The organism is Mesorhizobium sp. L-8-3, from assembly GCF_016756615.1.
Classification (GTDB): Bacteria; Pseudomonadota; Alphaproteobacteria; order Rhizobiales; family Rhizobiaceae.
Genome location: NZ_AP023262.1, coordinates 7,956,000 through 7,969,406, shown reverse-complemented (window position 1 = coordinate 7,969,406; position 13,407 = coordinate 7,956,000). Strand labels below are relative to the sequence as shown.

Sequence of the window (13,407 nt, the reverse complement as noted above, 5' to 3'; positions counted from 1 at the left end):
GCGGCGTTCCCTTCTCCCCTTGTGGGCGAAGGTGGCCTCGCCCGACAGGGTGAGGTCGGTTGAGGGGTGCCTGCCACCATCTTAGGTTTCATTCCTCGCTCAACAACAACTCCCGCGCCATCTCCGCTGCCGTAGGCCTGTCTCCCGCGGGACCCAGACCGGCTTCGAGCAACCTGACCAGGCAGCGGTCGTCGAGCAATCCCGCCAGCCTTACCTCCGGCCGAACAGTCCTGCGCCGCTCCGCGAGCACCGCGTCCGCCGTGCCACGAAACAGCGGTGCGCCTTGGGCTATCGACACGCCGACGGCGCACAGCGACCAGATGTCCGCCGACGGCGCGGGCTTCGCGCCGTGAAGCTGTTCGGGAGCCATCCAGGCCGGCGAGCCGACCATCTCCTTGCCGTCGAGCGGGTTGTCGGCGATGAGGCCGGCGACGCCGAGGTCGATCAGGACGGGCTGTTCCTCGCGGAACATCACATGAGCCGGCTTCACGTCGCGATGCACGATGCCGCGGGCATGGAGATAGGCGAGCACGGCGGCCAACTGGGCGGCGAGCCGCCGAAGCCCGCTTGGCCTTGCCCACCGGTCGCCCGGCGGCTCGAGCCGCTCGAAAGCGATCCAGTTCTGGCCATGCCCATGCACCGTCGCCAGGCCGGGATGGCGCGCTCCGACGCTGAGGGCGATTTCCCGGGCAAACCGCCTTGCGCCGACCGGATCGGTCGCTGCGACCGCCTCGTCGAGTATCTTGACCACGACCGAAGTCGCGCCGTCGACCGCCTCGTGGACGGATACTATCGATCCCGCGCGGAGCGGCCCGACCAGTTCGTAGGGACATGGCCCGGCCATCGCGGCCGCAACGGATCAGAGCGCGCCCAGCCGCCGCCACAGCGGCAAGGCGACCATCGTGATCTTCTCCATATTGTCGCGCAGGATCCGCAGGTTCTCCTCTTCGCTTTCGATGATGCTGCCTTCATGGCGCACCTTGTCGCCGCGCGACTGGAGCAATGTCCAGACCGCCGCGGTCAGCGCGGCCGGGTCGGCTGATGTGCCCGAGGTCAGGGCCTCGTAGGCGAGCATCTCGAACACAGTGACCGTGACCGCCGAACCGATGGCGGGGGCGGCCAGCGCCGTCACAGCGCGGCCGGCGTCGGCGCAGGCGGCGAGATGATGCCGGTTATAGGTGCGGGCTGCCACGACGGCCTCGGGCGTGACCGCGTTGACGACGGCCATGGCCTGTCGCGAGCCCACCAGCATGCCGAGCACCTCGCGCGCCGATGCGGTCGAGCCGGCCGCCTCCGGCAGGTCGAGAAGCTCGCCGATGGAGCGGGGGCCCTCGGTCAGCGCCTTCAGTGCCGGCGCATAGAAGCCTTCATTGAGGTTCGCCTCGCCGAGCGGCACCTTGATGTCGCGGGTGACGGCGGATGGCGGGACGACGAGCATCAGGCTGCGCTCGCGCAGCCGCTTGTCACGGCGCCGGTCGGGGATAAGCCTGACGCCGCGCATGAAAACGTCGCGGCGGAAGGTGCGAACCATGAAATAGTCGCGCAGGGTTTCCCGCATGCCGTCGGGGGCGTCCTGGATCAGCGTCCGCTGCCCGGCGTTGAGGGAGAGCTCCGGAAAATTCTCCAACAGGTTGGCCGAGCCGACGAATTCCAGCTTGGCGGCGGCGAGATCGCGCGCCACGTCCGCGTGGTAGCAGGGCGCCCAATGCGCGTTCAGATATTCGTGGCTGAGATAGGCGAGGTTGCCGCTGTCGCGCTCCTTCTCCAGCCGCGCCACGAGGTCGGCCGGCAACAACCCGGCGCCGGCGTCGCAGACGCGGCGCGCCAAGTCGATCGCCTTGCTGACCCCGATATCGCTGCGCTCGTGGCCTTGGGCGGCGAAATCCGAGATCAGGCGCTGCAGCGGCATGGTCGACGTCCAGCCGGGTAGCGCATTGTAGGTCACGTAGGCGAGGCCGCCGGGCTTCAGATGACGGTCGATGAAACGCGTGATGGCGGCGCGGTTGGCGGCGCTGATCCAGGCCCAGACACCGTGCAGCGTGATGTAGTCGAAGACGGGAAGCCCGAACCGGTCCGACTGCGCGAGCTCTTCGAAAGAGGCCTCCTCCAGCCTGATGTTGCCGAGGCCGCCGGACCGCGCCAGTTCGCGGCCACGCGCGATGTGGGCGGGGTTGAAGTCGAAGCCCCAGACCTCGCTGTCGGGATTGGCGGCGGCGATCGCCAGCGCGCTTTCGCCGACCCCGCAGCCGAGCTCGCAGTAGCGGAACGGCTCGCCCGCCGCCACCGGAGGCTCGACATTGCGCAGCAGGCACACGAGGTCGAGATGGGCCGGCGACTGGTCGACATAGAAGCCCGGAAGATACTCGATGTCCGAGACGTAGCCATCGTTCCAAGTGCTCATGCTTCGATCCTGTCATGGGTATCGGTCGGCAACCGGGCAAGCCCACCTCCGCCCCGGTCCGATCCGCATCGGGGACGCTACAGCATCGGGCGTCCGAGGGGGAGGCGGTCGCGGCAAGAAATCCCGCACGGACAAGATGATAGGCCGGCGGAATGCGGCGGTGGCCGCGCCTATCTCAAATGCGGCGCCGGGCGGAACTCCGCCTCGACCGGCCGCGTGCGCGGCGCGGATGCGGCGAGCCAGGTGTTCCAGCCGAGCCGGCTCGCTTCCGCCCGGTCGGGGTCGCCGCCCAGCCTGAGCGGCGGAACCTCGCCGGGCAGCAGGCCAAGGCGAATGCGGAAGGCCTTGTCGGCGCCGAGCGCGATCGCCGCCAGGTCGGCGAACATCCTGGCCTGCGCGCCGTCCGGTAACAGCGAGCGAAACACGGCGTAGTGGAGCGGCTCGACCTCCAGGGCAACCGAGGACTGGATGTCAAAGGTACGCTCGCCCAGGACCGTGTCCTCGCCCAGCCGGCAAAAGGCGCCCTCGGGCGTGCCGGGGCCGGGCAGCCTCGTCCTGTCGGCCTCGTCGATGGGCAGCCATTCGCCGTGGAACTGCTCCACCGTCACCTTGCAGCCGAGCACGCCGCGCAGCGCGCTTTCCACAGCGCTCGCCGAGCGTCCCTCGCGGCCGAGCAGGCCGCCGAAACGCACCAGCGTTGCGTCCCGTGTTTCCATCCGTTCCGACAGCGACGGCATGCCGATGCCGGCCAGCGCCCTGAGTGCGGCGTCGATCGGCCGGCCGGTCTTCAGGTGGCGGTCGCGTTCCTGCTCCACCACGATCCGGTATTTCGCCCAGGCGTCGTAGAGAAGCCCTGCGAGGCGGTTGTTGAACAGGTCGAAGAACTCCCGCAGGCCGCGGTTGCGGTCGCGCACGCTGATATGGACCATTTCGCTGAAGGCGTGCGGCAATACGCCGGACGGTCCGGTGAGCCCAACCACGGTCTGCGTCATCTCGACCGGGCCGCCGCCGCGCGGACGCCGGAGCGCGGTGACCTCGGCCGCCGCGAAGCCGAGCGGAACCGCCGAGCGGATGTTGAGCGTAGCGTTCGCGGGCTCGACGCCGCGCCCGGCCGCGTCGGGGGTCACCTCGCTTGCGGTCTTGGCCTCGTCGGCCGCGATCGCCTCGACGATGCGCACGGCCTGGAAGAAATCATAGGCCTGCGGTCGGTCGAACAGGTCCGACTTCAGAGAAGAATGCGGTCGCCGGCGCGTGCTGGCCATGTCTTGAGCACTCCGCTGCGGCCCTTCACCAGGGCTGTGAGGCGCGAGAAGGAATTGACGCCGGCATAGAGCCCCAGGAAGCGTTCGAGAACGCTCGCCATGAGGAAGACGCCGTTGCCAGAGAAATTGCCCTCGTCGAAGGTGACGGTCACGTCGATACCGCGGCAGAAGGCGGTCTGGCCGCGGCTCCTCACGCGCGCCGTGCCCGGCTTCGAGGACAGGCCGAGCATGCCGTCGATCAGCGCCTGCGTCTCGGCCGAGTTGCGGAAGTCGTAGAGCAGCAGCATCTCCTTCAGCGCCTCCACGCCGCCGTCGGATACCAGCGAGAGATGGTTGAGCGACAAATGCGAGATCAGCCGCCAGCGGGCGCCCTGGCCGTAATCCGGGCGGATGGTCGGGGTCGGCGCGGTCAGGAGCCGCATCGCCTTGACCAGCGGAACCGGATCGACCATGCGCAGCGCCGGCTGGCCGCCGCCGAAGGGCAGCCGTTCGGGGCGGTTGCGGTTGAGGCAGAGCGTCTCGACCGACAGCACGCTGTCCGGCTCGGCCGCCGGGCTAAAGGCCGGGTCGACGATGGACAGATAGACCTCGCTGCCGGGGTTTTCCGGATCGGATATCCGCCGCGCTGCGAGCCACCATGCAGGCTGCTCGCCGTCCATGCTGCCGTGGCGTTCGTCGAGGCTGTGCCGCACGCTGTAGAAGGGCAGGATCTCGCGCCTGTTGCCATCGGCGTCCGAGGCGGTGACGGCTTCGACGCTGTAGACCTCAAGAGCGCGCGGTCGCCGGCTGTCGGGCACGACCCGATATTCGCTCGTCCGGTGGTCGACGGCGATCGGCTCGGCGGTCTGGGGGAAGAGGTTGACGATCGGTGTGCAGCCGAGCGCGAAGCTTGCCGCCGTGACCGAGCGCTCCAGGCTGGGCGAGGGGCGCTTGAGATAGACGAAGACGTCGAGCGTGCGTCCCTTGCCGGCGAGCCGGCCGATTTCGGGGAAAGCGAGGTCGACGAACAGGAATTTCTCGGGAAAGGCGAAATATTCGGTGAGGATGCGATAGCCGATATGCGACCCCTTCTCATAGGGCAGCAGTCCTTCATGCTCGCCGAAGCCGCCGGGCGAGAAGGCCGAGGCGTCAAGCACCACGGCATCGGGATCGTTCGCGCCTTCCGCGAAGGCAACGGCGATGGCGTCGTTGAGCAGCAATTCGTAAAGCGGATAGACGAGTTGCGGCTGGCCGCGCAGGAACATCCGCAGCCGGTCCGGTGCGTGGCTCGCGAAGCTGCCGTCGGGCGCCGTCATCTCAAGTGTGAGGCGAAGGCAGGCGGCGGCGTTCTGGGCGCGCGGCGTGCCGGGCGCGGTGATCGGCCGGCCTGAAAGCGTGGCCGTTCGCACTCCCAGAGGATGCAGCGTCACATCGAAGGCGGTGCGGAAACGGCAGCGTTCGCCTTCCATGGGCTCGGTGTCGATGAGCGTGCCGGCCGGTACGCGGTGGGCGTGCGGCATGTCGGGCTGCGGTTCGAGCTGCAGGATCGACATGGACGGGATCGGCCGGTCGAAATGCGGATAGAGGATGCCAAGCATCGCTCCGGTCAGCTCGGGAAAATCGTCGTCGAGCTTCTGGCGCACCCGCGCCGTGAGATATGCGAAGGCTTCGATGAGACGGCCGACATGCGGGTCCTCGACCGCGTCCTCCGAGAGTCGCAGCCGCCCGGCGATGCGCGGGTTCTCGGCCGCGAAGGCCGCCGCCGCGCGCCGGATATGGAGCAGTTCCCGGTTGTAGTGGATCAGCATGTCGTCCGACATGGCGCGAGCGCATTCCCCCCGGAGACTTCAGATAACTTGGACCACGGAACGGGGTCCCCCGATCCGACACGGATTCGCCCGCGAGGATGATGAAGCCGCAGGCGGGTGTCAATGGAAGGGCGGCCCCTCGAATGCTGCGCCCTCCAACAACGACGAACGATCCGCTCGCTGCCTCACCCGGCGCGGGCCAGTGCCACGGCGTCTGCGCCGGCCGGGAACCGCAACCGGTCGGACATGTCGTTTGCCGCAAGCCACAGCGCTTCGGCCACATCGGATTCCTCCGCTGGACGAGGTCGCCAGGCGCGTCGGATACGGCTCGGCCAGCGATCGGCGCAAGCCGGATAGGGGCGCCCTCCTGGCCAGTGCACGAGACGACTCCTTCACCGGCCTCGCTGCATTTGGAGGAGCCATCATCGCTCCGGCCGAGTGATAGCCAAGTGCAACTCGAGCCGGCGCCTGCCAGCCGGTGAGTGGCGCTCGGGCGAATGCCTCTCGAAAGTTGCGGCAATCGCCAGGCAGGCTACCCTGAACTTGCTCTGTGTGAAGCGCCTGGTGCCGAAGGGGCGGACGCGAGCGACGTCGGTCGCCCGTGCAACGCCTCCGCCGATTCGCGGACGACCTCGGAGATCTGGAGGAGTTGCTCGGCGAGCGGGCTCGCCTTGCGCCAGATCATGCCGATCGTTCGGGACGGCTGCGGACTTTTGAAGCGTGCGACGGACACCGAAGCGGAACGGGTCTCCACCGCCACGGCCATCTCCGGGATCAAGGTGACGCCGATGCCCGCGCTGACCATCTGCACCAGTGTCGAGAGCGAACTGCCGTCCATCAGTTCCCGCGGTCGCGCCGACTGCCCATTGCAGAAGGAGAGGGCCTGGTCGCGGAAACAGTGGCCCTCCTCCAGGAGAAGCAGCCGCATCTCGCGCAGCATCTCGCGGCTTGGTACCGGCTTGCCCTCGTCCTCGCCCGGCCGGACCAGGACGAAATCCTCCGAAAACAGCGCGACTTCGCTCAGGAAAGGCTCGGACACCGGCAGGGCGACGATGGCCGTGTCGAGCCGGCCTTCCGCCAGTTCCCGGATCAGCTTCTGGGTCTGCGTCTCGCGCACATGGATATCGAGGCCGTCATGCAGGCTGGTCAGCTTGCCGATGATGGTGGGCAGCAGATAGGGCGCGACGGTGGGGATGACACCGATCCGCAGCCGTCCCACCAGCCGCTCGCGCGACGCGCGCGCCAGGTCGCCGAGCTCGTCGACCGATCGCAATATGTCGCGGACCCGCAGCGCGAACTCTTCGCCGAAGCCGGTGAGCCGGACCTGCCGCGCGCCCCTTTCGAAGAGTTCGGTGCCCAGCGTCTCTTCCAGCTCCCTGATCTGCACCGACATCGCAGGCTGGGAGATCGCGCAGGCATCGGCTGCGCGTCCGAAGTGGCTGTGGCGCGCCAGCGCCTCGAAATAGCGGAGCTGTTTGAGAGTGAGATTGACCATAACCTCATCTTATCCCAGCGATCAGCAAATCCAACTTTAATTAATCGCCAGGCTTTGGTACAGGAGCGGCATGAAGAGGAGTGGGCACAGCCCGCCGCCTCTCGCCGCGACCTGCCCGCAGGCCGCCCAAATCCCACGTAGCAGATCAACCGAGCCACGCCGGAGAGAACAATGGACACGAAGACTGACAAGAGCGAGGGCAAATGCCCGGTCGTGCACGGGGTGGCCGCCAAGGCCAACCGGGACTGGTGGCCGAACCAGTTGGACCTTCAGGTCCTGCATCAGCACTCAAACCTCTCCGATCCGATGGGTGAGGCGTTCGACTACGCCAAGGAATTCGAGAGCCTGGATCTCGATGCCGTGATTACCGACCTCAAGGCCCTGATGACCGATTCGCAGGACTGGTGGCCGGCCGACTTCGGTCATTACGGTCCGCTGTTCATCCGCATGGCCTGGCACAGCGCCGGCACCTACCGCATCGGTGACGGGCGCGGCGGCGCCGGCGCCGGTCAGCAGCGTTTCGCACCGCTCAACAGCTGGCCCGACAACGTCAACCTCGACAAGGCGCGCCGGCTGCTCTGGCCGATCAAGCAGAAATACGGCCGCAAGATCTCCTGGGCCGACCTCATGATCCTGACCGGCAACGTCGCCCTCGAATCGATGGGCTTCAAGACCTTCGGTTTTGCCGGCGGCCGCGAGGACGTCTGGGAGCCGGAGACGGACATCTACTGGGGCCCGGAAGGCAAGTGGCTGGCGGACGAGCGCTACAGCGGCGATCGTGATCTCGAGAACCCGCTCGGCGCCGTGCAGATGGGCCTGATCTATGTGAATCCGGAAGGACCGAACGGCAATCCGGACCCGATCAAGGCGGCGCGCGACATCCGCGAGACTTTCGCGCGTATGGCGATGAACGACGAGGAGACCGTCGCGCTGATCGCCGGCGGCCACACCTTCGGCAAGACCCACGGCGCCGGCGATGCCGCGCTGGTCGGGGCCGAGCCGGAGGCGGCCGGCATCGAGGAACAGGGCCTCGGCTGGCGCAACGCCTTCGGCTCCGGCAAGGGCGGCGACACGATCGGCAGCGGCCTGGAAGTGACGTGGACGACGACGCCGACGAAATGGTCCAACAACTTCCTCTGGAACCTGTTCGGCTACGAATGGGAGCTGACGAAGAGCCCGGCCGGCGCGCATCAGTGGACGCCGAAGCACGGCATGGGCGCCGGCACGGTGCCGGATGCGCACGACAAGTCCAAGCGTCATGCGCCGACCATGCTGACCACCGACCTGTCACTGCGCTTCGATCCCGAATACGAGAAGATCTCGCGGCGTTTCCTGGAGAATCCGGACCAGTTCGCCGACGCCTTCGCCCGCGCCTGGTACAAGCTGACGCATCGCGACATGGGCCCGATCCAGCGTTATCTCGGCCCGCTCGTCCCGAAGGAGATCCTGCCCTGGCAGGATCCGATCCCAGCCGTCGATCATCCGCTGGTCGGCGAGGAGGATGTCACTGCCCTGAAGGCCAAGATCCTCGCCTCGGGCCTGTCGGTCCCGGAGCTGGTCTCGACCGCCTGGGCTTCCGCCTCGACCTTCCGCGGCTCCGACAAGCGCGGCGGCGCCAACGGCGCCCGCATCCGCCTCGCCCCGCAGAAGGATTGGGAGGTCAACCAGCCGGCCCAACTCGCCAAGGTGCTCGACAAGCTCGAAGCGATCCGGAAGGAGTTCGGCGCCGGCGGCAAGACGGTCTCGCTCGCCGACTTGATCGTACTCGGCGGTGCCGCGGCGATCGAGAAGGCGGCCAAGGATGCCGGCAACGACGTGCAGGTACCCTTCACGCCGGGGCGCATGGACGCCTCGCAGGAAGAGACCGATGTCCACTCCTTCGCCCCGCTCGAACCGGCGGCCGACGGCTTCCGCAACTATCTCAGCGGCCGGCAGCGCCTGTCGCCCGAGGAGAATCTCGTCGACAAGGCCCAGTTGCTCACGCTGACCGCGCCGGAGATGACTGTCCTCGTCGGCGGCCTGCGCGTGCTCGGCGCCAATGTCGGCGGCTCCGCGCACGGCGTCTTCACCGGCCAGCCCGGCACACTGACCAACGACTTCTTCGTGAACCTGCTCGACATGGGCACGGAGTGGAAGGCGGTTTCGGACGCCAAGGACGTGTTCGAAGGCCGCGACCGGAAGACGGGCGAGGTCAAGTGGACCGGCACCCGCGTCGACCTGATCTTCGGCTCGCACTCGCAGTTGCGCGCCCTGGCGGAAGTCTATGGCAGCGCGGACGCCAATGAGAAGTTCGTCAAGGACTTCGTGGCCGCGTGGAACAAGGTGATGAACGCCGATCGCTTCGATCGCGCGTGATACCTGTGGGGATAGCGGTACGGCGCTGAGGTTGCCAGACCGACCACGAATTTCGGGGCGGCGTTTCGAACGGAGCGCCGCCCTCGATGTCTTGGGTACGCAAAAGTTCAGGGTGCGCTACGACCACGCCTGCCCAGGTGCTAATGACGCCAAACAGCTCAGCCGAGTTGCCGTGACACGGCGCCCCGGTCGGGAAGCTCTGCTCCCTCGATTGTCAAACGGTGCGATCAAAAGGTGTCTTGAAGCTGCCAACAATCGAAATTGCGGCCCCCGGGGGCTGGCGACTACCGGGGTTGGTCCTTCTCGCCGGCATCTTCCTCCGCGGGGGAGGACAGGCGCTCCTCCTTCTGTTCGGTCATTTCATCGGCGCCCAATTGGTAGTCCGGCGACCCGCGGGGCGGATAGTCGAGCCTGTCGCTCAGTTGTTTGGCCATCTCAGGATGGAATTGCGGGAAGGGCAAGCGACCTTTCCTTCTCCATTCGGCCACGGCCCGGCGGCTCTTCTCGCCCAGCCCCGCGTCAAGACCTTCGTCGCGACCAAGATACAAGGTCTGCGATGGGAAGGCGAAGCCCGTGCCGGAAGTCTCTACGATTTCTTTGATGCGAAGCAGCAAGTCCTCCCTGATCGCATAGTAATCGTTCCATTCCCGCGTTCTTGCATAGACGCGGATTTCGATGTTCAGCGAGCTGTCGGCGAACTCCACAAGTCGGACACGGATGGTTTCGTCGTCGATGCGGGGATGCCCGTGGAGCATTTCCCGTATCTTTGCCAGGACATATCTCAGCTGATCGGATTCGGTCTCGTAGCGAAGGCCGATGACATGGCGAACCATCATCTGGTCGCAATGGGCCCAGTTGATGATCTGCATGTCGGCGAATTGCGAATTGGGAATGGAAATTCGGGTGCGGTCGAGCGCCCGGATCTGCGTCGAGCGAACGCCGATGCTCTCCACGGTTCCACTTTGATCCCCGAAGGTGCAAAAATCGCCAACCCTGATCGGGCGATCAAGATAGAGAATGAAACCGCTGATGAGGTTCTCGAGCGTCGGCCGGACGGCAAGCGCCACCGCGAGACCGCCAATCCCCAATCCGGCGACGATGCTGTACACCGGCAGGCCGAGCATCTGCGCACCATGTGCGAGGATCACGATACCGCCCACGACGCCGACTATTCTCGCAACAAGCCGCAGCAAGCTGGCGTCTATGCCGCGGCCGGAGAGGCCCGATCCGCCGACGGTCGCCTCCACCGCGACGACACACAATAGCCACAAGGCCCACGCCGATGCCACGTGCAGTATGGCGACACGTACCACGTCGACATATTGCGAAAAGTCGCCGGTAATGTTGATCTGGAAGGCGAAGAACCGCTGCAGCAATGCGACGACGAAGACGATCGCCAACGGTGTCAGGATTGCTGTCCACCCGGCCCTGCCTCCCGCCCTCCGCAGCAACCGGTGCAAAGCGAACAGCAGGATTCCTGCAACGATCGAGCAGACGACCACCGCGACAGCCTTCCAGATCGGGACACCCAGCGCCGTCCGCTTCAAGCTGTCAGGGATGGACTCGACCAGCGCCGCAGGGATCATCGGCCCCGTGACGAGCCGGAGTTCATCGCTCCAGCTGTCGATCGGCAGGCCGCTGCGCAGAGGTGTGTTGCCGACGACACGAAGGAAGCGGGGGGCAAGGCGAATGGTCTCCCGGCTGAAGAGAAACTCCCCTTGTCGTTCGCCGTCCTTGACCCTGACAACTCTGAACGGCGTTCCACGAATGGCGTAGTTGCCCGTATCGACATCGGGAGCGGCTTCGGCCTTGGGAAAGCCTATGCGACCGAATATGTCGAGAAGATATGCGGCCGTCTCGCCGCCGACCTTTCTTCGGGACGCTTGCGGAACCGCCGAAAGATCGATCAACGATTCCACCTGCTCGGCGAGGAGTTCAACTCGCGCTGCATGCTCTATGTCCCGCTTCTCGAGGTAGGCTTCGAACGCGTCTTCGAACTCCCGCGAGAGACGATCGAATGCAGCAATCGTATCCCTGGGGCTATCGGTCAATATCGCTACGAATTCCCCGCTCTCGACTCCTTCCTGAGCGATCGCGCAGATTGGTATCCAACCCAGGATGAGAATGCATGCTGCCAGCATCCAGTTGGCGTATCCGAACGTCCTCACCTCACCGTCACTTTCGACCACCCGAGAACACCAATTGGACTTCGCGCCGAATGCGCTCAACCGCGGCTACCTGGACACACTTTATGTGTGCAGCGCGGTTTGGCAAGCTGAAGCCCACAGCCATACTTCCGCACGCCGCGCGCAAGTGACCGAGGAACCGGGCTCTTGGAGCGGTGCGGAAGAAACGCCAGTCTGCAGGCCACAGTGCACCGGGCGTTGGACTGGACGCAGGGCATGGCCTGCGTGGTCGCCAGCGAGATGTGGAGGGGACTAGGCAGCTTGGCGGTCAGGCCCGGCGTCTTCTGCCGATCTCGTGGAACCGGCTGCGGTTGCCTGACACCACCGTCGCGATGGAATTGATAGGCGTCTTCTGGCGCATCTTCGGTAAGTCCGTTTCAAGGACCCTGAAACCGCACCGGGCTTGCCGGAGCCCCCAACTCCTGAGAAGGTGGCGTTATGGAGAGGCCGCGAGGTCCGAAACGGCACGCCTATGCGAGAACGACGGCGACCGGAAGGCCCGGTGGCAGGTCGGTGGGGAGAATGTCAACGTTGGTCTCGGATGCGCCGGAGCGGCGCGGTTGTGCAGGTGGTCGCCGAGCGAGCGCCGTCTTCGCGAATATGGTGAATGCTGTGCCGGGCGGCCTCGAAGAGGAGGCAATTCGTCACGCTTACGACCTGGTGACCGTTCCCGCCTTGCCCCTGAGCCCGGCGGGCATGTAGGCGTTCCGGAGGGCCTCGACCTGTGCCGCCGGGCAGTTGAGATCGGACGTCAGTACTCGAGTGGATCCAGATGCGTAACCGCTTGTTTTCCGTGTCGTTGATCGTGGCGTTCCTGGTTTCCTTGATGGTCGGGTGCGGCCGGCCGCCCGAGCTTGTCGGGATCGACAATCCGGCAATCCCGGCGAAATCGACCCCCCGGGTAAGCCGGCACCGCATCTTCATCGTCACCACGCGCCAAGCGTCCGAGGTGGTGGGCGCTTTCTATTCGGCCAACCGGGCGCCGGAACTCGGCCTCGCCTCGGTCGACGTTACTGTTCCGCCGAACCATGTGCTCGGACAGCTTGAACGGCCGAAGAGCTTGCCCCCCGACCCGCGAGCCGAATTCGCTGTGGTCGACCCCGTAGTCTACGGCAGCGACGAGGCCTTCATTACCGAGATCGACCGTCAGGTCGCCGCCCGTCCGCTTGGCCAGCGAAGGCTGCTCCTTTTCGTCCACGGCTATAACAACACCACAAGCGACGCGATCCTCCGGCTGACGCAGTTCATCGAGGACACGGGTTTCCAGGGGATTCCGGTGCTCTTCACCTGGGCTTCCGCGGCCCTGACGCGTCGCTATGTCTACGACCTCAACAGCGCGCTCATTGCACGCAGCAAGGTCAAGGAGATGGCTGACATCCTCGGGCGGACACGTGCCGAGAGCGTCAACGTCGTCGCCCATTCGATGGGCACCTTCCTCACGATGGAGGGGCTGGTGGACGCCGCGCAGGCCGGTCGCGGCGGGCGGATCGATGTCATCATGCTGGCCTCGCCCGACATCGACATCGATCTGTTCCGCACGCAGATCGGACAGTTGCCCCCATCTCTCCGCGACAGAATGTACGTCCTGATCTCAAAGGACGACAGCGCGCTCAGGGTGTCGCGCCGGATTGCGGGAGGGGTTCCACGCGTCGGAGCCGCCGACGCGGAGGACCTGGAAGGGCTCGGGATAACCGTTATCGACCTTTCCGAGATCGACGATTCGAGCTCCGGCAGCCATTCCAAGTTCGCCGGCTCACCCGAGGTGGTCCAACTCATCGGGACAGGGCTGAACTCCGCGGGCCGTTTCAGCGAGGGGACGACCCCCGGCCTCACCGAGATTCTCGCCGGTGCGCCGATTCGCATCCTTGGCAACTGAAGCATGTCTCTCGAAACTTTGCAGCGGTTTCGGGGAAAAGACAGT

General features: G+C 66.0%; 9 protein-coding genes and 1 pseudogene. 3 read left to right on the top strand and 7 right to left on the bottom strand.

Translation table 11 applies throughout. From position 1 onward, the window contains the following. Positions 1-88: 88 nt before the first annotated feature. The 6 genes and pseudogenes from JN302_RS36635 to JN302_RS36615 form a co-directional block, all read right to left on the bottom strand. A complete protein-coding gene (locus JN302_RS36635) occupies positions 89-844 on the bottom strand; it encodes a protein kinase domain-containing protein (RefSeq protein WP_202330853.1) in 756 nt (251 codons plus the stop codon). Positions 845-859: 15 nt separating this feature from the next. Further along, entirely contained in the window at positions 860-2,401 is a 1,542-nt protein-coding gene (locus tag JN302_RS36630) for a class I SAM-dependent methyltransferase (protein WP_202330852.1), read from the bottom strand. Positions 2,402-2,571: 170 nt separating this feature from the next. After that, a complete protein-coding gene (tssG, locus tag JN302_RS36625; protein WP_202330851.1) occupies positions 2,572-3,663 on the bottom strand; it encodes a type VI secretion system baseplate subunit TssG in 1,092 nt (363 codons plus the stop codon). Further along, positions 3,627-5,462: a type VI secretion system baseplate subunit TssF gene (gene tssF, locus JN302_RS36620; protein WP_202330850.1), complete on the bottom strand. Its 1,836-nt coding sequence runs from the start codon at positions 5,460-5,462 to the stop codon at positions 3,627-3,629. The genes tssG and tssF overlap by 37 nt, the downstream gene beginning before the upstream one ends. 173 nt (positions 5,463-5,635) lie before the next feature. After that, positions 5,636-5,740 (bottom strand): annotated as a pseudogene (locus JN302_RS39505) (short-chain dehydrogenase/reductase); the annotation flags it as partial. Positions 5,741-5,982: 242 nt separating this feature from the next. After that, positions 5,983-6,945, bottom strand: a complete 963-nt coding sequence (locus JN302_RS36615; RefSeq protein ID WP_202330849.1) for a LysR substrate-binding domain-containing protein — start codon at positions 6,943-6,945, stop codon at positions 5,983-5,985. Positions 6,946-7,116: 171 nt separating this feature from the next. Between JN302_RS36615 and katG the strand changes: the two genes are divergently transcribed. Beyond that, positions 7,117-9,300, top strand: coding sequence for a catalase/peroxidase HPI (katG, locus tag JN302_RS36610; protein ID WP_202330848.1), 2,184 nt, complete (start codon positions 7,117-7,119; stop codon positions 9,298-9,300). A gap of 284 nt (positions 9,301-9,584) precedes the next feature. Here the strand turns inward: katG and JN302_RS36605 are convergent, their stop codons facing one another. Continuing rightward, the gene (locus tag JN302_RS36605) at positions 9,585-10,613 is read right to left on the bottom strand and encodes a mechanosensitive ion channel family protein (RefSeq protein WP_202330847.1); all 1,029 of its coding nucleotides are present in this window, start codon (positions 10,611-10,613) and stop codon (positions 9,585-9,587) included. Here JN302_RS36605 and JN302_RS36600 point away from each other — a divergent pair. After that, a complete protein-coding gene (locus JN302_RS36600; RefSeq protein ID WP_202330846.1) occupies positions 10,590-11,579 on the top strand; it encodes a hypothetical protein in 990 nt (329 codons plus the stop codon). The two genes, JN302_RS36605 and JN302_RS36600, sit on opposite strands and share 24 nt — an antisense overlap. Positions 11,580-12,258: 679 nt before the next feature. After that, positions 12,259-13,362, top strand: coding sequence for an alpha/beta hydrolase (locus tag JN302_RS36595; RefSeq protein WP_244742664.1), 1,104 nt, complete (start codon positions 12,259-12,261; stop codon positions 13,360-13,362). Positions 13,363-13,407: the final 45 nt, after the last annotated feature.

Bases quoted from the DNA above. Each gene is read 5' to 3' on its own strand.
- JN302_RS36635 (WP_202330853.1), bottom strand. From the start codon at position 844: ATGGCCGGGCCATGTCCCTACGAACTGGTCGGGCCGCTCCGCGCGGGA.
- JN302_RS36630 (WP_202330852.1), bottom strand. From the start codon at position 2,401: ATGAGCACTTGGAACGATGGCTACGTCTCGGACATCGAGTATCTTCCG.
- tssG (WP_202330851.1), bottom strand. From the start codon at position 3,663: ATGGCCAGCACGCGCCGGCGACCGCATTCTTCTCTGAAGTCGGACCTG.
- tssF (WP_202330850.1), bottom strand. From the start codon at position 5,462: ATGTCGGACGACATGCTGATCCACTACAACCGGGAACTGCTCCATATC.
- JN302_RS36615 (WP_202330849.1), bottom strand. From the start codon at position 6,945: ATGGTCAATCTCACTCTCAAACAGCTCCGCTATTTCGAGGCGCTGGCG.
- katG (WP_202330848.1), top strand. From the start codon at position 7,117: ATGGACACGAAGACTGACAAGAGCGAGGGCAAATGCCCGGTCGTGCAC.
- JN302_RS36595 (WP_244742664.1), top strand. From the start codon at position 12,259: ATGCGTAACCGCTTGTTTTCCGTGTCGTTGATCGTGGCGTTCCTGGTT.